Origin of the sequence: Yersinia mollaretii ATCC 43969 (assembly GCF_013282725.1) — a bacterium.
Taxonomy (GTDB): Bacteria; Pseudomonadota; Gammaproteobacteria; order Enterobacterales; family Enterobacteriaceae; genus Yersinia; species Yersinia mollaretii.
Window position 1 is genome coordinate 2,715,566 of the sequence record NZ_CP054043.1, and the last position, 20,551, is coordinate 2,736,116.

Consider the following 20,551-nt stretch of genomic DNA (forward strand, 5'->3'; position numbering starts at 1 on the left):
TCCATGAGCACCAACGGAGAGTAAAATGATCAGAGTTGAGATGTTGAGCACTGGGGATGAAGTGCTGCATGGGCAGATTATTGATACCAACGCGGCTTGGCTGGCGGATTATTTTTTTAATCAAGGTTTGCCCATCAGCAGCAGGGAAACTGTCGGTGACTCACTCTCGGCACTTATCGAAGTGCTGACGGAGCGAAGCGAAGTTGCGGATGTGCTGATTGTGAACGGTGGGCTTGGGCCAACCAGTGATGATTTGAGCGCCTTAGCCGCCGCACGTGCCGCTGGCACGGAGCTGATCGAGCACCCGGAATGGATTGCGCGCATGGAGGCCTTCTTTCATGAGCGTGGCCGGGTGATGTCAGCAACCAACCGCAAACAGGCGCAAATTCCGGCCAATGCAGAGATGCTGGACAACCCGGTCGGCACGGCTTGTGGTTTTGCGTTGCGGCTGAATAAGTGTCTGATGTTTTTCACCCCCGGTGTGCCGTCAGAATTTAAAGTGATGGTAGAACAGCAGATTATGCCGCGTTTACGTCAACATTTTGATGTCGCCGAACCGCCATTGTGCTTGCGAATGACCACCTTTGGCCGCTCAGAGAGTGATTTGGCGTTAGAGCTGGACCCGCTGCCACTACCGGAGGGCGTGGTGCTGGGTTATCGCTCCTCCGCACCCATTATTGAATTGAAGTTGACCGGACCAGCATCTGCGCGTTCGGCGATGGAACCTATCTGGCAGCAGGTCAGGGCGGTGGCGGGGGATAGCACGATATTTGAAGGTACTCAGGGCTTACCGGCCTTGCTGGCCGAACAATTGACGCAACGCGGCTTATTGCTGGCGGTCAGCGAGCAATTTACCGGCGGGTTGATGCACTGGCAGTTGCAGAGCGCTGCTGCACCGCTGGTGGGCGGTGAGCTGCTGCCGGCGCATTGTCAGGAGCCATTAGCTGATGTTGCCAGCCGCGCGCAGTCATTGTCTATGCTGTGCGGCGCTCAGGTGGTATTGGCGGTGAGTGCGATGCAAAATGATTGCTTGAGCATTGCGCTGCATACCCCTGAGGGGACATTCGCCCAGACGGTGCGTTATCAAGCTAGCCGTCATGGTCTGCGGACTCGTCAGGAGAGCAGCGCCATGCTGGCACTCGATATGCTGCGCCGCTGGCTGAAAGGCAGGCCGATTTGCGGTCAACATGGTTGGCTGGAATTGGTTGAGATCTTGTAACTAAAAAATAACTCTCCCCGAATGCCAAGACGCCGAGTTTAAATGGCGTCTTTTATTAACCTATACATAAATCAAATAAATCTATTTAATTATTTATCGGCTGTATTTTTTTGTTTTCATATTGGCTGTTTTTTATATTAACGGCTAACTGCTCACGTCTTGTACTGCTTTTATTTCTACGATACATTTTTGTTTTAAACAAAGGTGTGACTATGCTTAATGTATTATTCTGCTGTTATTTTAACTTTAAATATTTATTTTATTCATTAGTGTTGGCCATTATTCTGTTTTTATTGTTCTCACTGAACTCAATGGCTGATAATAGACCGGGATTTGTCTGCGGTAAATTTAATGGTCATGTGATGGAAGTGCCTGATAACTATATTATCTACTGGGCGGAGTATGAGGGGAAAAGCTCTTGGACGCCGGGATTTACGCAGAATAAAAAAGGGTGTGATGCTAATTTTGTGGTATTGCCGATGATAGCCAGTTGGCCGGAGATGCAGCCTGGGGATCAATCAAAGTGGTATAAGCAACAACTGAAGTTTGAGGGGTTAACTATCAGTGTCGAACCATTAAGAAGACCTGATAAAGATATTACCTATATGCGTGATGCCTATCTTAGAGCAGAGAAAGATAAAAAATTTGATCCGGTTATCTATCTTGATGAATTAGAATTGTTTTTCGTTAAGGCAACCAGAAAATTATACCGTTCTAAACGTCCAGATAAAAGTGATCCTTACTGGCCCTATTGGTTTGATGAAGATATTAATGGTTATTATTGGTCCGAAATTAATGGGAGGATACCAGTGATATTCGATTGCAGTTGGCTCCCATTGGAGAAGAGATACTTTATATGTGAGGCCATTTTTGTGATGCCAGAAATAGGCGCGCTTGTTGAAGTTATGTTTACACCAGAAAAATTACCGCAATGGAAAATCATTGTGAATAGCACTCAGGAGTTTCTGTTATCGCATATTAAAAATTAAGGAGGATAATTATGCTACAACAAAATAGAAATGCAGGTGAGTTGCAACTCAATGCGGCCGATCTGGCTTGCGCCAGACAATTATTAGAATCTCACCAGGAGAGTAAAGACCCCGGCCCGATGTATGACTTTTTGATCTCTAAAGAGGATCGCTATGCCACCTTGGCGAATGGTGTCGCGAGGGGCAACTCCATCGCGGGGGGAATGGCGATTCACTATTTGGAGAGTGTTGCCGCCAGCCACAATCAGCCGATAACTGAAGGGCAACTTAATGATATTCGTTTTGCTATGGCACGCGGATATCTTGATATGCAACAAGGCAGATTGGATAAGAGTGGAGACACTATTTATGGTGATATTAATCATAAGCAAGCCGCATTGTTTCACAAAAAAGTATTTGAAAAGTTTAGGTTACCGCCGGAAGCCTGGACATTAGATCCGGTATTTAAAGCTATCGACGAAAAAAGTCGGCCAGTGTATTGGGAGCAGGTGTTAAATGCGGCGGGCAAGCCAGTGGAAGAGCTAAAGCTCTCTGTTGATACCTACCAAAAGATGGCATTATCCTCAAAGCTTGCCCCTGATGAGATCCAAAAATCCTCTCAAGAGTGGTTTGCAAGAGTCGATTCCCCTTCTGGCTACTGGGCGCTAGGAAAAAGTACCACCAGCCAACTCTTTACCACCCCCGACGAAACTCCCATCGCCATTCCGCAGTGCAATATTGACATCAACATTACCCCCACTCCGCAAGCGACACAGCGCATTACCGATGAAGATCAAGTACAGCGGGATGTGACTAATGGCTATTTGGTCAATAAGCCCACACACCGTTTATCTTTTACCGATGGCTCACTGGATAAAACCGACTTTGCCTCGGTACAGATGGGGAGTATCGCCTCGGGTGGCATTCGTCCGGGGGAGATTCAGTTAGATCCCAATATTCAGCCCAGCCGCTATTTATCCGAATATTATCTTGAGCGCCCCCGCTATATCTTACCGGAGAGCGGCTTATTTGATGCGGCCACTCTTAATGGGTTATCAGCACAAGCCACCATTAATACTTATGTGGATCCGCTATTACTGGATTTAACCGGCAGTGGCGTGAAGATGACGGGTCTGAGGGAGGGCGTATTATTTGATACCGATAACAGCGGCACCTTAAAACGCACCGGTTGGGCAGGGCCAAATACAGGTATGTTGGTCATCGATAATGGCAGTGGCAAAATTGAAAATATCAGTCAGATGTATTCGGAATATTATGTGGGTGCGGCGGGTGTCGAGGGGCAGCCGGGGGAGAAACGTTATCAGGATGGTTTTGCCGCACTGGCAAGTGAAGACCGTGATAGTAATGGCGTGATCGATATTGATGATCCTATTTGGCACAAGTTACGTATTTGGCATGACTATTCACCTAACGGTATCGTCGATCCGGGGGAGCTAAAGCGTCTGGATAGCTGGCGTATTTCGCAAATTAATCTCAAAGCCACTGCTGCTGGTCATGATGATCGTCACGGTAATAGGGTCATGGCCCGCAGCATTTTTATGATGAATGGCAAGCTACGCGAGGTGCTGGCGGTGAATTTTGTCAGCTCACCCGTGAGCAATACTATTATCAAGCGTGATGATAATGGTGCATTCATCCGTTCTGTCTTGGGGGAAGTGGCGACCACGGCCTATATTCAGCTTGGTAATAAAAAGGCCAGCCTCTCTGCCGATGAGCTGGCAGTGAATAATATTTATGGCGGCAATCAGGATGACACCTTAACCGCCAGTAAGGCGGGCAGTTGGCTGGCCGGGCGCGGCGGCAGTAATACTTATAAAGGGGGGGCGGGTAATGATGTCTTTGTTATCAGCGCCAGTGATGTGCCTAGTCACATCCAAGGGAATGGCGGAAGAGATACCGTCCTGATCAGCGGTGATAAAGGAGTTGCACTGAATATGGCGCGCAGTGGTATCACCCTTGCTCAGGGCGGAGACGGCGATGACATCATTGTGAGTGGGGGCGATCGCGGCGTGTTTATTAAGGGCGGCAACGGCAACAGTACACTGGTCGGCGGGGGCGGTAATGATGTGCTGAGCGGCGGTCGGGGCAAGAATCATATTGTGGGCGGCAGTGGCAAAGCGGTGATCTATGCTGGGCCACAAGGGGACAACATTTATGCCTCCGAACAAGGCAGCATTATCCACGCGGGTGGAGGGGTTGATCGTATTTTTGGCAATAAGCGCAATGATGTGATCGTGGCGGGAAAAGGGGATGCGCTGATTGATGGCGGTGGCGGCATCAATGTGGTGGTACTGCACGGCAGTTATGCGGATTACACCCTTACCCGCACGGAAAACGGCTATCAGGTGAAAGATAAGGTGGCGGGCCGTGACGGCACACTGACACTGAAGAATATTCAAAAACTGGATTTTGCCGATATTTCAGCGGTAGATCTGGGGGCGAACACGATTATCCCGCTCAATGATATTTTAATCTATGGCGATGGTTCACCCATTAGCCGCTCCCAGAATACGCGTATTCCGGCGCAAGCCGTGCTGGGCAATGATTTTCGTTTTAACACTGAGGCGCAGCTTGTCATCGCCAATGTGAGTGACGCCATCGGTGGCACTGTTCAGCTTAAGGATGAGGGTGATGTGCTATTCATACCGGATAGCACATTCACAGGAGTGATGAGTTTTAACTATGAAGTGAAGAGTGTGGAGGGGGATTCCGCCCTGTCTGTATTGGATCTATCCAGCGGAGAGTCGGCGATAATGCGGGCAACCGTGGTGATGCGAAGTGCCGATATCCCTCATGACCCCCTGTTTACCCAGCAAACTTATCTCAACGACATCAATGTGATTCCGGTTTGGCGGGATTATACCGGCAAAGGGGTGCGTATGGGCCAGTTTGAACCGGGAGGCGAATTTGCCACAGCACCAGAAATTTTTGATATTCAGCATCCCGACTTAGTCGCGAATGTCGATCCCCACTGGCTGGCCTCACAGAAGAAAACGGGCGAGTTGCCTGATGAAATCTCAAATCATGCCTCTATGGTCGCGGGTGTGATGGTCGCTGCTAAAAATCAGGTGGGGGGCGTTGGGGTCGCTTATGAGGCGCAACTGGGCGGTCACTATCTGAGCAATGATGGTGCGGATCTCACCACGCTGGGTAAGATGTCCAGTTATGACGTCGTGAATCACAGCTGGGGCTTCAAACATGAGTTTGCCATCAGTAATCTCTCTAGTGGCATGATTAATCTCGCCATTATGCTCAATCTGACGTTGCACTACGCGGCAGCGAATGGTCGTGGCGGATTGGGTACCATTATTGTGACCACGGGCGGCAATCAACGTAAACAGGGCGGCAGCACCCAAGGGTCGCTGATGAGCAACTCTCGTTTTGCTATTCAGGTGGCGGCAATGAACTCAAAAGGGGACCTTTCCACTCTCCAGACGAACACGACACCATTCTCCAACCGGGGAGCCAGTTTGCTGGTTTCAGCACCGGGCAGTCACATTCTCTCCAGCAGTCAGCAGATCACCGCTGAGCGTGGGGCGGTATTTGGTGCGCAATACAGTCGCCAGCAAGGGACCAGTTTTGCCGCGCCAATCGTCTCAGGTATTACGGCGCTGATGTTGCAGGCCAATCCGAATCTTGGCTATCGGGATGTACAACAAATCCTCGCGCTATCGGCCCGTCGGGTTAGCGACCCCTCCACTCAGTGGCGGACCAATAGTGCCAAAAACTGGAATGGCGGGGGGATGCATGTGAGCCATGACTATGGTTTTGGTGCGGTGGATGCGCGGGCTGCGGTGCGTCTGGCGGAGAGCTGGACGGGTCAGAAAACTGATGCAAACCAGCAGGTTTTGGCGGCAAACCATCAGTTTTCGGCAGGGAAACCGCTATCTGGTGGTGAGACAAGAGCCGCATCCCTCTTTCTGAGGGGCGATCTTGATGTTGAACAGGTTGAAGTTGATTTTAGTGCCCATGTGGGCCGTTTGGGGGATCTGACCCTCACACTCACCTCCCCGAATGGCACCAAAAGTATTCTGCTTGATCGTACAGGAAAAAAAGCGACCAACAGCAGTGATCAACAGGATACCGGCAGCCAGATCAGCGGCGATTTTAACCATACTTTTATGTCGACCCTTCAACGGGGCGAAAACTCGGGTGGGATGTGGCGATTGGTGGTCAAGAGTGCCGAAAATGGTCTGCCTATTGAGCTTAAAAATTGGTCAGTACGGCTATTTGGCAATCCAGTGAGCCGTGATGATACCTACTTTTATACCGATGAATTTGCCACGTTGGTGAAAAAATCTCCCACGCGGGCCTCTCTCCATGATGCCATCGATGGGGTTGCCGGTGGGCGTAACACGCTGAATATGGCAGCAATCTCTGGCGATGTGAGGGCCAACTTGCTCACAGGAAAGGCGAGTCTGGGGGGCGAGCTACTGACTCTTCATTCCCCTGAGAGTATTCATAATCTGATCAGTGGTGATGGCAACGATATTTTAACTGCGGGTCGGGAAAGCAGCGTGCTTGATGGCGGACGTGGGCTAAACGTATTGGAAGGCGGGTCAGGAAACGAGGTTTTTGTGGTGCGTAAGCGCGCGGACGGCATTGATTGGATTGCGAATTTTGATGCCGATAAAAGGGAAGTCATTCAATTGGTGGGGTTCGCGGAGAAGAGATTTGGTGCCTTGCAGTTGAAACAAGAAGGGAAGGATGTGAGGGTACAACTGGTTGACAATCAACATATTCTTATCAAAGGGAGGCAGGTTGCGGCGCTGAAGGATCACCATTTCCACTTTGAGGATACCTTTACACCTCCTGTTGGCTATTTTGACAGCAACATGAGGATAACTACTCCCGCATTGAAGAAGCCAACTGTGCAGGACAAACCCACGGCACCGAAGCAAACAAAGATTATGCTTAATGGCGGTGGGTGCGGTGTCAGCTTTTCTTTCGTTGATAATAAAATGGCCGCTTCATTGGCGGGGAAGGTATATCAGCGGGAAAACGCCAAACCCGCTCTGTTTGTCGTCATGCCACAAGAGGGGAGAGCAGAATATGGCAATGCTATTCGGGGATTCCGCCACGGTATTGATAAAATTGATTTAAGCGCCGTGGCGATTCGTCATTTTAGTGAGTTAACTCTGATTAAGCGGAGGTCGATGATTATTAATGGGTTGGTTCTTATTCAAGGGGTAGATATCAACTCAGCAGCGCAAGGCCCTGAAGGTAAGAATATCGAATTTGTCTATCTGGATGGGTTGGATGTCGAACGTCTCAATGCGGGAGATTTTATTTTTGCGGATGCAGAAGTGATGTTATCAGATAGTCCACCGAGTAATAACGATATTGAGCAACTGATTAATATTACGCCAGATTTTGATCACTCGGCCCGTGACTATGAGACGGTTTTTTCGCTCCCCAAGGTACCACAACTCCTTACCCATACATTGACGGCAAGCCCATGTTGATCATCGTCCATTTTATGCGGCTATTTATTCTGTCTGGTAACAGCCCGTTTTAATACCCACTCAGTTGAATGGGTATTTCTCATTCAGCATGACAGAATGACTCTGCGGAGGAGTTACTTCACCTGCGCGTTTCTCACTTCTTCACCAGCTTGCCAAATCCGATATTTTACATCTACGCCTTGTGGCACATAAACGACAATCGGCAGGCGGCTGTTATAGCGCTGCATAGCGGCGTCACCCAGATTGGCGACTACAAATTGTGGATGACGGCTATTATCTGGGCAGGCCATCATAGTGGAGGCGGGGCCCGAGATTTTTTCCATCACCAGATAGTCAAAGCCCCAACCCGACAGGGTTCTGGTTTCCAGATTACCGCCAAGCATATGGTGGTTGCAGTCAACCTCCAGCGTTTTGCCGATCAGTAATTCCACTTTGAAGTTTGATTCATCTTTTTGTGGCTCAAGGTAAATCACTTGCCGTGTCATGCCAGTTTCAGCGGCTGGATAAGGGGCGATTTTTTCTAATGGTTGTTGTTGATCAAGCGGCTGTGGGGTCTCCGCCATTGCACTAGCCGATGTTGCCATTAATAAGCAGGCTACCATGATTCTACTGTTGTTCATCTTTTATCCCTATGATTTTTCAGGTAATGCCGTGGATAAAGTAGCATATAACCTAGAGTTTTATTATAGGTGGAATCCGAAGTATTCCCATGAGGAATCATCCAAGCTTATGTTTTGAGCGCACAATCGGCAAGTGGAATGGTCAAGATGTCGCCCATAAAAAGGCTTAGCGGATTAACGAAAAAGGCCCGTAAGGACCTTAGTGTTAAAGCTCTATTTCAATATCACCCAGCGGCTGGCAGCAGCAGGGGAGAATCTCGTTGGGCTGAATAAAGGCCAGTGGCGGCTGTGAATAGCAAACTTCGCCTTTGAGTAAGCGCAGGCGGCAAGAGCCGCAATAGCCAGAGCGGCACTGGTACTCAATCTGTACCTGATGGTGTTCGAGTGTTTCCAGCAAATTGCGGCTATCAGCAGGGCGGTGAAGCTGGGCACCGGTGGTGCTCAACTTCACGGTATAGCTGTCAGTTTTCATCAATTACAGCTCGAAATCACTCAGGTCGTCAGCACTGATTTCGGAATCAATCTGACCGACCAGATATGAGCTGACCTCAACTTCTTGCGGGGCCACTTGCACGTTATCGGAGACTAACCAAGAGTTGATCCAAGGAATCGGGTTAGTACGAGTATTAAACGGTACACCCAAACCCACTGCTTGCATACGGATATTGGTAATATATTCAACGTATTGGCACAGAATTTCTTTGTTCAGGCCGATCATGGAACCGTCACGGAACAGGTACTCTGCCCACTCTTTCTCTTGCTGTGCGGCCAAAACGAACAGGTCATAGCACTGTTGCTGACACTCTTCAGCAATTTCAGCCATTTCTGGATCATCTTCACCAGAGCGCATCAAATTAATAATGTGTTGGGTGCCCGTTAGGTGCAGTGCTTCATCGCGGGCAATCATTTTTATGATTTTGGCGTTGCCCTCCATCAGTTCGCGCTCAGCGAACGCAAATGAACAAGCAAAGCTGACATAGAAACGGATCGCTTCCAACGCATTCACGCTCATCAGGCACAGATAGAGCTGTTTCTTCAGTTCACGCAGGTTGACTACCACGGTTTTGCCGTTGACCTGATGACTGCCTTCGCCCAGCAGATGGTAGTAGCTGGTCATTTCAATCAGATCGTCATAATACGCCGAGATATCTTTCGCGCGTTTGAGGATCTCTTCATTGGTCACGATATCATCGAAAACAATCGCCGGGTCGTTAACGATATTGCGGATGATATGCGTGTAAGAGCGGGAGTGAATGGTTTCAGAGAAGGACCAGGTTTCTACCCAGGTTTCCAGCTCAGGGATGGAGATCAGCGGCAACAAGGCGACGTTAGGGCTGCGGCCCTGAATGGAGTCCAGCAAAGTTTGGTATTTCAGGTTGCTGATAAAAATGTGTTTTTCATGATCGGGCAACGCATTGTAATCGATGCGATCGCGTGAGACGTCGATCTCTTCTGGACGCCAGAAGAAAGAGAGCTGTTTCTCAATCAGTTTTTCGAAAATAGCGTGTTTTTGCTGATCGAAACGCGCCACGTTGACGCATTGGCCAAAGAACATCGGTTCGAGTAACTGATTGTTTTTGTTTTGTGAAAAAGTGGTATAGGCCATGATTTCCTCAGGGGAGAAGCAAAGGGCAAATGAAGATAGGCCCGTGATGATCTCCTTAAGGGATCATCACGGGCCTGAATTCAAAATCAGATCTTACATGCACCGCCTTCGCAGTCGTCATCACCCGGCTGGCTTTGAATATCTTCCTGCACATCATCAGCACCGTCACGGGTGTTTTGATAGTAAAGGGTCTTCACACCAAATTTGTAGGTGGTCAGCAAATCTTTCAGCAACTGCTTCATCGGCACTTTACCTGATGGGAAGCGCGTTGGATCGTAATTGGTGTTCGCTGATATCGCCTGATCGACGAATTTCTGCATCAAACCAACCAGTTGCAGGTAACCGTCGTTATTCGGCATGTCCCACAGCAGCTCGTAAGCCTCTTTCAGGCGCTCATACTCAGGTACAACCTGACGCAGAATACCATCTTTAGAAGCCTTGATGCTGACGTAACCACGCGGTGGCTCAATACCATTGGTGGCATTGGAAATTTGCGATGATGTCTCGGAAGGCATCAGTGCAGACAGCGTGGAGTTACGCAGGCCGTGAGTCTGAATCTCTTTACGCAGTGTTTCCCAGTCGTAATGCAAAGGTTCGTCGCTGATCGCATCCAAATCTTTCTTATAGGTATCGATCGGCAAAATACCCTGCGAATAGGTGGTTTCGTTGAACCACTGGCAAGCACCTTGCTCTTTGGCCAGCGCGTTTGAGGCTTTCAACAGGTAGTACTGAATAGCTTCAAAAGTGCGGTGAGTCAGGTTGTTCGCGCTGCCATCCGAGTAACGCACGCCATTCTTCGCCAGATAATAAGCAAAGTTAATCACACCAATACCCAAGGTACGACGGCCCATGGCACCACGTTGCGCCGCAGCAATCGGGTAATCTTGATAATCGAGCAAGGCATCCAGCGCACGCACAGCCAGCACCGCCAAGTCTTCTAAATCATCAAGGCTATCAATGGCACCCAAGTTGAACGCCGACAATGTACAAAGTGCGATCTCACCATTTTCGTCATTGATGTCATTCAACGGCTTGGTAGGCAAAGCAATTTCCAGACAGAGGTTTGACTGACGTACTGGTGCAATTTTCGGGTCAAATGGGCTGTGTGTGTTGCAGTGATCCACGTTCTGAATATAGATACGGCCAGTAGAAGCACGTTCTTGCATCATCAGAGAGAATAGCTCAACGGCTTTAACTCGCTGCTTACGGATGCTGCTGTCTTGCTCATATTTGACATAAAGGCGCTCAAATTCATCCTGATCGGCGAAGAATGCGTCATACAGCCCCGGCACATCGGATGGGCTGAACAGGGTGATGTCTTCACCTTTCAGCAGGCGCTGATACATCAGTTTGTTGATTTGCACGCCGTAATCCATATGACGCACGCGGTTGCCTTCAACGCCACGGTTGTTTTTCAGCACCAGCAGGCTTTCAACTTCCAAATGCCACATTGGGTAGAATAAGGTGGCCGCGCCGCCCCGTACGCCGCCCTGCGAGCAGGATTTCACAGCGGTCTGGAAGTGTTTGTAGAACGGAATACAACCGGTGTGGAAGGCTTCGCCGCCACGAATTGGGCTACCCAGTGCACGGATGCGGCCCGCATTGATACCGATACCGGCACGTTGCGAGACATATTTCACAATGGCGCTGGAGGTAGCATTGATAGAGTCCAAGCTGTCACCGCACTCGATCAACACGCAAGAGCTAAATTGGCGCGTTGGGGTACGAACACCGGACATAATGGGCGTTGGCAGCGAGATTTTAAAGGTCGAAATAGCATCATAGAAACGCTTGATGTAATCCATCCGCGTTTCGCGCGGGTAGTTAGAGAACAGGCAAGCGGAAACCAGCATGTACAGGAATTGGGCACTTTCATAGATCTCACCGCTCACGCGGTTCTGCACCAGATATTTACCTTCCAACTGCTTAACCGCTGCATAGGAGAAGTTCATATCGCGCCAATGGTCGATGAAAGTGTCCATCTGTTCGAACTCTTCTGCGGTGTAATCTTCCAGCAGATGTTTGTCGTATTTACCCATATCCACCATCTTCGTCACATGCGCGAAGAGTTTTGGTGGTTCAAACTGGCCGTAGGCTTTTTTACGCAGGTGGAAAATCGCCAGACGGGCAGCCAAATATTGATAGTCTGGTGCATCACGGGAGATAAGATCCGCTGCAGCTTTGATGATAGTTTCATGGATATCGGCGGTCCGGATACCATCATAAAACTGAATGTGTGAACGCAACTCTACTTGAGATACCGAGACGTTATGTAAACCTTCTGCGGCCCAGTCGATGACCCGGTGGATTTTATCCAGATTGATGCGTTCTTTGCTGCCATCGCGTTTAGTAACAAGTAGGCTTTGGTTCATGTGATCTTTTACCTTCCGTGTGTTTATATTCTGTAAGCCAAGCAAACGCCACGCTGCATTTTCAGGCAGCGAGTAGTGCCATTGTTCAGTATGTAAACACAATATATAGGGGGTGGGTGTTGGTTAGATAACAAGATAGTGAGTATTACGTCTTTTAGCAAGTGAACAAGATCGTGCAATTGTGTGGATAACTTGGGGGTGAATTGTTACAAAAGGCCCCAAGGCTGCGTTATTACTGGGGCTTACCTACTGCCCATCTAGGGGATAAGATTTTACTGAAAATCTTAAAAATTTGATCGTTTGCCGGTTTATTAAACATTAGAAAAATCCCCTTCATCTTTCACGCCGTAGCGGTGTTGGCTACCCTAACTCACCCCAGTCACTTAGTTAGCTAAGCTCCTAGGGATTCGTTATGTTGCCGCTTTGCTACAACGCGAAATATATCGGGTATTGTTTGATTTTTATCTCTCAGACGTGAGTGCTGTTGTCTTCCCTTTGAGTATGCACCATATAATTGACATCAACATTGCGACCCAACTTGAAGTGGTCTGTTATCGGATTGTAATGTAGCCCAATAATGTGGCGTTCCCGCAATGGGGTTTGATCGACCCAGCCGATAAGTTCTGATGGGCGAATAAACTTTTTCGAATCATGGGTGCCTTTCGGAACCATTTTCAGCACGTATTCAGCGCCGACCACGGCCATCAACCAAGATTTGGTATTGCGATTAATGGTTGAGAAGAAAACATGCCCACCGGGTTTGACCAATTGTGCACAGGCGCGGATCACCGAGGCAGGGTCAGGAACGTGTTCGAGCATCTCCATGCAGGTCACTACATCGTAATGTTGTGGGAACTTTTGCGCATGGCTTTCAACCGTTTCCTGCACATAATCCAGTTTGACACCCGTTTCCAGCGCATGCAGCCGCGCCACTTGTAGCGGCTCATAACCCATATCCAACCCGGTGACGTGCGCGCCTTCATGTGCCATGCTTTCAGCAAGAATGCCGCCGCCGCAACCGACGTCCAGCACGTTTTTATCGAAAATGCCGCCTGAGCGCTGCAAAATATAATCGAGGCGCAGGGGATTAATGCGATGGAGAGGCTTAAATTCACCTTCCCAATCCCACCAGCGGGAGGCAACCGCTTCAAATTTAGCGATTTCTTGCTCGTCGACATTATGTTGGGGAGCTGTGGTATCTGCACGCATGAAGAGTTCTCACTGTTCTGTTTCTTTGCGCGGATTATACATGTTCCCCATCAATTGGCGCACTTTTGTGTCTAAGACGTCAGCGCAATGTAGTTTCGCCAAAATTGGGGTTTTGTGATATAGTTTCGTACCTTTAAATCCGGTAATTAGTAGAGGGATAGCGGCTCAATGAGCGACCTTGCCAGAGAAATAACACCGGTCAACATCGAGGAAGAGCTGAAAAGCTCCTATCTGGATTATGCGATGTCCGTTATTGTCGGACGTGCTTTACCAGATGTCCGAGATGGACTGAAGCCGGTTCACCGTCGCGTACTGTTTGCGATGAATGTACTGGGCAATGACTGGAATAAACCATACAAAAAATCGGCCCGTGTAGTTGGGGACGTTATCGGTAAATATCACCCGCATGGTGACAGCGCGGTCTACGACACAATAGTGCGTATGGCCCAGCCGTTCTCACTGCGCTATATGCTGGTGGATGGGCAGGGTAACTTCGGTTCCGTTGATGGCGACTCCGCCGCAGCGATGCGTTATACCGAAATCCGTATGTCTAAAATTGCTCACGAATTGTTAGCGGATTTAGAAAAAGATACCGTCGACTTCGTGCCGAACTATGATGGCACCGAGCAGATCCCAGCGGTCATGCCTACCCGAATCCCTAACCTGCTGGTTAACGGTTCGTCAGGTATCGCCGTCGGGATGGCAACCAATATTCCGCCACATAACCTTTCTGAGGTTATTGATGGCTGTTTGGCCTATATCGAAGATGAAAACATCAGCATCGAAGGGCTGATGGAATATATTCCGGGGCCGGACTTCCCAACAGCCGCGATTATCAATGGTCGCCGTGGTATTGAAGAAGCTTATCGTACTGGCCGTGGCAAGGTGTATATCCGTGCGCGCGGTGAAGTGGAAGCTGATGCGAAAACGGGCCGCGAAACCATTATTATTCACGAGATTCCGTATCAGGTGAATAAGGCACGGTTGATTGAAAAAATCGCCGAGCTGGTGAAAGAGAAACGTGTCGAAGGTATCAGCGCGTTGCGTGATGAGTCTGATAAAGACGGCATGCGTATCGTGATTGAAATCAAGCGTGATGCGGTCGGTGAAGTGGTGCTAAACAACCTCTACTCATTGACGCAATTACAGGTGACTTTCGGTATCAATATGGTGGCCCTGTCCCAAGGTCAGCCTAAATTGCTGAACCTGAAAGACATTCTGGTTGCCTTTGTGCGCCACCGCCGTGAAGTGGTGACGCGCCGGACCATTTTTGAGCTGCGTAAAGCACGTGACCGCGCACACATCCTTGAAGCGCTGGCCATTGCATTGGCTAACATCGATCCCATTATCGAATTGATTCGCCGTGCTGCCACCCCTGCGGAAGCGAAAGCCGGCTTAATTGCCAGCCCGTGGGAGTTAGGTAACGTTGCGGCCATGCTGGAACGTGCCGGTGGTGATGCTGCCCGCCCTGAATGGCTGGAAGCAGAGTTCGGTATCCGTGACGGTAAGTATTACCTCACCGAGCAGCAAGCTCAGGCTATCTTGGATCTGCGTTTGCAGAAACTGACCGGTCTGGAGCACGAAAAGCTGCTGGATGAGTATAAAGAGCTGCTGACAGCAATTGCTGAGCTGATCTTTATTCTGGAAAACCCAGAGCGCCTGATGGAAGTGATCCGTGAAGAGTTGGTGGCGATTAAAGAGCAATATAACGACGCTCGTCGTACTGAAATCACGGCCAACACCTCTGATATCAATATCGAAGATCTGATTAATCAGGAAGATGTGGTTGTGACGCTCTCCCATCAGGGCTACGTCAAGTATCAACCGCTGACAGATTATGAAGCTCAGCGCCGTGGGGGCAAAGGTAAGTCGGCTGCACGTATCAAAGAAGAGGACTTCATTGATCGCCTGCTGGTTGCCAATACCCACGATACGATTTTGTGCTTCTCCAGCCGTGGCCGTCTCTACTGGATGAAGGTCTATCAGTTGCCAGAAGCCAGCCGTGGGGCACGTGGTCGTCCGATCGTCAACTTGTTGCCGCTTGAGCCGAATGAGCGTATTACCGCCATTCTGCCGGTGCGGGAATATGAAGAGGGCCGCCACATCTTCATGGCAACCGCGAGCGGTACCGTGAAGAAAACCGCATTGACCGAGTTCAGTCGCCCACGCAGTGCCGGTATTATTGCCGTCAATCTGAATGAAGGCGATGAGCTGATTGGTGTCGATCTGACGGATGGCAGCAATGAAGTGATGCTATTCTCCGCATTGGGTAAAGTGGTTCGCTTCCCAGAAACGCAGGTCCGTTCAATGGGCCGTACTGCGACCGGTGTACGTGGTATCAACCTCAATGGTGATGATCGGGTTATCTCGCTGATTATCCCTCGTGGTGATGGCGAAATCCTGACGGTGACTGAAAACGGTTACGGTAAACGTACCGCAGTGGAAGAGTATCCAACCAAGTCCCGTGCGACTCAGGGGGTTATCTCTATTAAAGTCAGTGAGCGTAATGGTAAGGTTGTCGGTGCCGTTCAGGTTGCACCAACCGATCAAATCATGATGATTACTGATGCGGGTACTTTGGTGCGTACCCGTGTTTCAGAAGTGAGCGTTGTGGGTCGTAACACTCAGGGCGTGACACTGATTCGTACTGCTGAAGATGAGCACGTAGTCGGTCTGCAACGTGTTGCAGAGCCGGAAGAGGATGATGACATCCTTGATGGCGAGTCATTAGAAGGTGAAGAGGGCGGCGATGAAAACGCAGCACTGAATGCACCGGAAGATACTACTGAAGACGACGCGGCAGATGATGAAGCTGAAGACGATGATGTAGAAGACGAGAACGCATAATGCGCTGATGAGTGCCTACGGGAGCGGTTGATTGCTCCCGTGAGCCTATCAGCCGCCGCGCAACTCGATGAAAATAAAAGCCAGCCTAGGTGCTGGCTTTTTTATGTGTTATTGGTAGTGTATTCTGTTGCTCACGCAGCCTCTCCGGCGATTGTTTTACCAGGTATCAGATTGAAATATCTTTCTTCATTTCGCACGACACTGAAAATATCCCGCTACCTGTTTCGGGTATTGGCCGTCATGTTATGGTCACTCGGCGCATTGCTGACGACGTTTTATATCCTGAACATTCTTAATGAGAAAAAATCCGATATTCGTCAGGAATATAATACCAACTTTGAGCAGGCGCAGAGTTACATCCGCCACTCCTCCGATATTATTCGCGATATCAAATACATGGCGGAAAATAGGTTAAATCATAATTCGGCAAGCAGCGATATTGCCGCAGGCGCATTCATTAAAAACAAGACGCCACCCAAATATTATCCCCTCAATCCAGATGCAGATTGCGCTGCGCTTAACTCGAGCCGCAATTCGTCACTGAATTCGCTCAGTAACCTAATCCTCTACTGGAAAGAGAATTTCGCCGCCGCGTATGACCTTAATCGCATCTTCTTTATCGGCAGCGACACCTTGTGCATGGTGGATTTTGATATTCGTAATACGCCAATGGATCAGGAGAACCTACTTAAGTCGCTGAATGAGCAAGTGTTAAAATACCGTGATGCCAATGGTCAGGATAAAGATAGTGCGCTGTATTGGGTAGTCCCTGGTGTGCGCCCAGAGATTGGCACTTTATATGTGCTTAGCCCACTCTATGTGGGCAATAGGTTAGAAGCTTTGGTTGGTACTGAGCAAACGATTCGTCTGGAGGATTTTATCTCTTCAGGGCCACTGCCGATTGGAGTGACCTTGTTGGATCAGGATAATGAGCCGGTATTACGGCTGGCAACTGGGGAGCGTCATGCTTCGATGCTGGATAACTACCCTGACTCCCCCTCTTATTTCGGTTATGTCGATGATTATAATAGCCTTCTCCTGAAAAAGAATTTACTGCCATCGACCCTCAATATTGCTTATTCCTTGCCCGTTAGAACGATAATAGAAACATTTAAATTATTGATCTTTAATGCGTTACTGCTGAACATCCTCTCTGCGGTGGTGATATTTACCTTGGCCTGGTTGTTTGAACGAAAAATGTTCCACCCGGCTGAAGATAATGCCCTGAGACTGGAAGAGCATGAGCAGTTCAACCGCAAAATTGTCGCCTCTGCGCCAGTGGGCATCTCCATCCTGCGCATCAGTGATGGGACCAATATCCTCAGTAACGAACTAGCACATAACTATATTAATTTGCTGACGAATGAAGACCGCGAGCGCATTACACGCATTATCTGTGAGCAACAGGCGAACTTTGTCGATGTGATGACCAGTAATAATAATAATCTGCAAATTAGCTTTGTTCACTCTCGTTACCGTAATGAAGATGTGGCTATTTGCGTGCTGGTGGATGTCAGCTCGCGGGTGAAAATGGAGGAGTCTCTGCAAGAGATGGCCGCCGCAGCGGAGCAGGCCAGCCAATCAAAATCGATGTTTTTGGCCACCGTCAGCCATGAGCTGCGCACTCCTCTGTATGGGATTATTGGTAACCTCGATCTATTGCAAACCAAAGAGTTGCCCCAAGGTGTTGACCGCTTAGTGACGGCGATGAACAACTCGTCTGGGTTATTACTCAAAATTATCAGTGACATACTCGATTTTTCTAAAATCGAATCTGAACAACTGAAAATTGAGCCAAGTGAGTTCTCTACCGTGGAGGTGATCACGCATATCTCCGCGAACTATCTGCCGCTGGTGGTTAAAAAACGGTTAGGTCTGTACTGCTTTATTGAGCCAAATGTCCCGCGAGTGATGATGGGAGACTCAGTTCGCCTGCAACAAGTGATCTCTAATTTATTGAATAATGCTATTAAATTCACCGATACCGGCTGCATCATCTTGCAAGTTCGGGTTCGTGGCGACTATCTAGAGTTCCGAGTTCGCGATACCGGTGTCGGCATTAATTCACGTGAGATAAACCAGCTCTTTGATCCTTTCTTCCAGATAGGCACGGGTGTGCAGCGCCATTTTCAGGGAACGGGTTTAGGTTTGGCTATCTGCGAGAAGTTGGTCAACCTGATGGACGGGGATGTTGAGGTGATCTCTGAGCTGGGGATGGGCAGTATTTTTGCTATCCGCATTCCACTCTATCTGGCCGAAAACAGGCATGAAGCCAATAATACTGTGCTGCCACAAAGCGATCGCTGGCAGGGAAAAACGCTGTGGTTGGATATTCGCAATGCACGTCTGGAGCGCTATTTACTTGATCTTCTGGGGAATTTTGGTGCCACTGCTCGGCGTTATACCCTCGATCAGCCTCTGCATGATCAAGTGCTGATTTGTGATTATTTGCCACAAATCAGTGCGCCGCTATCGACTTGGATCCAACTCTCGATCGAACATATCGGTTTGCCGCATGAAACATGCCCAGGTTATTGGTTGTTGAGTACATCGACTCTGCTAGAGATTATCCCGCTATTGGATCGGATATTGCTGGAGCCTCCGTCGGTGGCCGACAATACGCCATTACAGCTACCTGCACCGAAAGCCAATCAGGATGATAATGCTGACATGCAAATTCTGGTTGTGGATGACCATCCGATCAACCGCCGACTATTGGCTGATCAGCTTAGCGCGTTGGGTTATCAGGTGATAACGGCAAACGATGGACTGGATGCTCTGGCGGTGTTGAGTGCCAATAATGTCGATATCGTGCTGACCGACGTCAATATGCCAAACATGGATGGCTATCGTTTAACTCAGCGTTTACGGCAGTTGAATCATCACTTCCCGGTCATTGGCGTGACCGCGAATGCACTGGCTGAAAGCAAGCAGCGCTGTATTGAGGCAGGGATGGATAACTGTTTATCTAAGCCAGTCACATTGGATACATTGCGGCAGATGTTGCGGTATTACAGTGATAAGGTGCGAACCCTTCGTCATTGACGCTAAACCCTTCGTCCTTGACGCTACAGCAGTGTTGGCTACGTTCACTTATCCGAATCACTTACTTGAGTAAGCTCATCGGGATGCGCTCACTTGCCGCCTTGCTGTAACGCCAATGACTTTGGGTTTAAGTTTGGCCTTGACGCTACAGCGGTGTTGGCTACGTTCACTTACCCGAATCACTTACTTGAGTAAGCTCATCGGGATGCGCTCACTTGCCGCCTTGCTGTAACGCCAATGACTTTGGGTTTAAGTTTGGCCTTGACGCTACAGCGGTGTTGGCTACGTTCACTTATCCGAATCACTTACTTGAGTAAGCTCATCGGGATGCGTTCACTTGCCGCCTTGCTGTAACGCCAATGACTTTGGGTTACTAAGTTTTGGCATTGGCGCTCACGCGATATGGTGTTAGCGGCTTTGGGTTTAAGTTTGGAATAGAGGCGATTAATTAATAATCTGAATGGGTGGGAGAGGAAATAAATAAACCCGGTGCTGCTGAGCAATACCGGGCTTGGAAACGACTATTCTTCTTCTTTATTGACCTGACTGATAGTGACAGAAGAGAGGTAGTTCAGTAGGGCGATATCATTATCCACGCCCAGTTTCAGCATCGCCGACTTCTTCTGGCTGCTGATCGTTTTAATGCTGCGATTAAGTTTTCTGGCGATCTCTGTCACCAAGAAACCTTCAGCAAATAACCGCAAAACTTCACTCTCTTTCGGTGACAAACGCTTATCACCGTAACCATTGGCACTGATTTTTTCCAGCAATTTAGCGACACTTTCAGGGGTGAATTTCTTCCCTTTTTGTAATGCAGCCAATGCCTTAGGCAGGTCGGCTGGTGCGCCTTGCTTTAAGACGATCCCGTCAATATCCAAGTCCAAAACAGAACTGAGAATAGCCGGGTTATTATTCATTGTTAGAACAATTATGGCTAAGTCAGGGTAATGACGTTTTATATATTTTATCAGCGTGATGCCATCACCATACTTGTCTCCCGGCATAGAGAGGTCAGTAATTAGCACGTTGGCATCTAGTTTAGACAAATTATTAATAAGCGAGGTTGAGTCTTCAAATTCCCCAACAACGTTTACCCATTCAATTTGTTCAAGCGATTTTCTGATGCCAAACAAAACAATTGGATGGTCATCAGCAATAATTACATTAAGGTTGTTCATG

Annotated in this window: 11 protein-coding genes; 5 read left to right on the plus strand and 6 right to left on the minus strand. The window is 48.8% G+C overall.

Annotated features, from left to right (window positions below; all coding sequences use genetic code 11):
* Positions 1-25 precede the first annotated feature (25 nt).
* The 3 genes from HRD69_RS12030 to HRD69_RS12040 all read left to right on the plus strand — a co-directional run bounded on the left by HRD69_RS12030 (position 26) and on the right by HRD69_RS12040 (position 7,673).
* Positions 26-1,219 carry a nicotinamide mononucleotide deamidase-related protein YfaY gene (locus HRD69_RS12030; protein ID WP_004875330.1) on the plus strand — a complete coding sequence of 398 codons (1,194 nt, stop codon included), beginning with the start codon at positions 26-28 and terminating at the stop codon, positions 1,217-1,219.
* Positions 1,220-1,530: 311 nt separating this feature from the next.
* Positions 1,531-2,208 (plus strand): hypothetical protein, encoded by a 678-nt coding sequence (locus HRD69_RS12035; protein ID WP_244262993.1) that lies wholly within the window; start codon positions 1,531-1,533, stop codon positions 2,206-2,208.
* Between the two features lie 11 nt (positions 2,209-2,219).
* Complete coding sequence (locus HRD69_RS12040; protein WP_004875327.1) at positions 2,220-7,673, plus strand: S8 family serine peptidase; 5,454 nt, start codon at positions 2,220-2,222, stop codon at positions 7,671-7,673.
* A 113-nt stretch (positions 7,674-7,786) separates the two neighbouring features.
* Here the strand turns inward: HRD69_RS12040 and eco are convergent, their stop codons facing one another.
* The 5 genes from eco to ubiG all read right to left on the minus strand — a co-directional run bounded on the left by eco (position 7,787) and on the right by ubiG (position 13,480).
* The gene (gene eco / locus HRD69_RS12045; RefSeq protein ID WP_032814519.1) at positions 7,787-8,293 is read right to left on the minus strand and encodes a serine protease inhibitor ecotin; all 507 of its coding nucleotides are present in this window, start codon (positions 8,291-8,293) and stop codon (positions 7,787-7,789) included.
* Between the two features lie 205 nt (positions 8,294-8,498).
* Positions 8,499-8,765: a class I ribonucleotide reductase maintenance protein YfaE gene (gene yfaE / locus HRD69_RS12050; RefSeq protein WP_004875325.1), complete on the minus strand. Its 267-nt coding sequence runs from the start codon at positions 8,763-8,765 to the stop codon at positions 8,499-8,501.
* Positions 8,766-8,768: 3 nt separating this feature from the next.
* The gene (nrdB, locus tag HRD69_RS12055) at positions 8,769-9,899 is read right to left on the minus strand and encodes a class Ia ribonucleoside-diphosphate reductase subunit beta (RefSeq protein ID WP_004875324.1); all 1,131 of its coding nucleotides are present in this window, start codon (positions 9,897-9,899) and stop codon (positions 8,769-8,771) included.
* Positions 9,900-9,985: 86 nt separating this feature from the next.
* Positions 9,986-12,271, minus strand: coding sequence for a class 1a ribonucleoside-diphosphate reductase subunit alpha (nrdA, locus tag HRD69_RS12060; RefSeq protein ID WP_004875323.1), 2,286 nt, complete (start codon positions 12,269-12,271; stop codon positions 9,986-9,988).
* 468 nt (positions 12,272-12,739) lie between these two features.
* Complete coding sequence (ubiG, locus tag HRD69_RS12065) at positions 12,740-13,480, minus strand: bifunctional 2-polyprenyl-6-hydroxyphenol methylase/3-demethylubiquinol 3-O-methyltransferase UbiG (RefSeq protein ID WP_004875322.1); 741 nt, start codon at positions 13,478-13,480, stop codon at positions 12,740-12,742.
* A gap of 168 nt (positions 13,481-13,648) precedes the next feature.
* Between ubiG and gyrA the strand changes: the two genes are divergently transcribed.
* Together gyrA and rcsC are read left to right on the plus strand one after the other, a co-directional pair.
* Positions 13,649-16,327, plus strand: a complete 2,679-nt coding sequence (gyrA, locus tag HRD69_RS12070) for a DNA topoisomerase (ATP-hydrolyzing) subunit A (RefSeq protein WP_004875321.1) — start codon at positions 13,649-13,651, stop codon at positions 16,325-16,327.
* A gap of 171 nt (positions 16,328-16,498) precedes the next feature.
* Complete coding sequence (gene rcsC / locus HRD69_RS12075) at positions 16,499-19,372, plus strand: two-component system sensor histidine kinase RcsC (protein ID WP_032814543.1); 2,874 nt, start codon at positions 16,499-16,501, stop codon at positions 19,370-19,372.
* Between the two features lie 521 nt (positions 19,373-19,893).
* Here the strand turns inward: rcsC and rcsB are convergent.
* Positions 19,894-20,550, minus strand: coding sequence for a response regulator transcription factor RcsB (rcsB, locus tag HRD69_RS12080; RefSeq protein WP_004875319.1), 657 nt, complete (start codon positions 20,548-20,550; stop codon positions 19,894-19,896).
* Position 20,551 lies beyond the last annotated feature (1 nt).

Excerpts from the sequence above, each read along its gene's own strand:
- HRD69_RS12035 (WP_244262993.1), top strand. The coding sequence starts at position 1,531 with ATGGCTGATAATAGACCGGGATTTGTCTGCGGTAAATTTAATGGTCAT.
- yfaE (WP_004875325.1), bottom strand. The coding sequence starts at position 8,765 with ATGAAAACTGACAGCTATACCGTGAAGTTGAGCACCACCGGTGCCCAG.
- HRD69_RS12030 (WP_004875330.1), top strand. The coding sequence starts at position 26 with ATGATCAGAGTTGAGATGTTGAGCACTGGGGATGAAGTGCTGCATGGG.
- ubiG (WP_004875322.1), bottom strand. The coding sequence starts at position 13,480 with ATGCGTGCAGATACCACAGCTCCCCAACATAATGTCGACGAGCAAGAA.
- HRD69_RS12040 (WP_004875327.1), top strand. The coding sequence starts at position 2,220 with ATGCTACAACAAAATAGAAATGCAGGTGAGTTGCAACTCAATGCGGCC.
- eco (WP_032814519.1), bottom strand. The coding sequence starts at position 8,293 with ATGAACAACAGTAGAATCATGGTAGCCTGCTTATTAATGGCAACATCG.
- gyrA (WP_004875321.1), top strand. The coding sequence starts at position 13,649 with ATGAGCGACCTTGCCAGAGAAATAACACCGGTCAACATCGAGGAAGAG.
- nrdB (WP_004875324.1), bottom strand. The coding sequence starts at position 9,899 with ATGGCCTATACCACTTTTTCACAAAACAAAAACAATCAGTTACTCGAA.
- rcsB (WP_004875319.1), bottom strand. The coding sequence starts at position 20,550 with ATGAACAACCTTAATGTAATTATTGCTGATGACCATCCAATTGTTTTG.
- nrdA (WP_004875323.1), bottom strand. The coding sequence starts at position 12,271 with ATGAACCAAAGCCTACTTGTTACTAAACGCGATGGCAGCAAAGAACGC.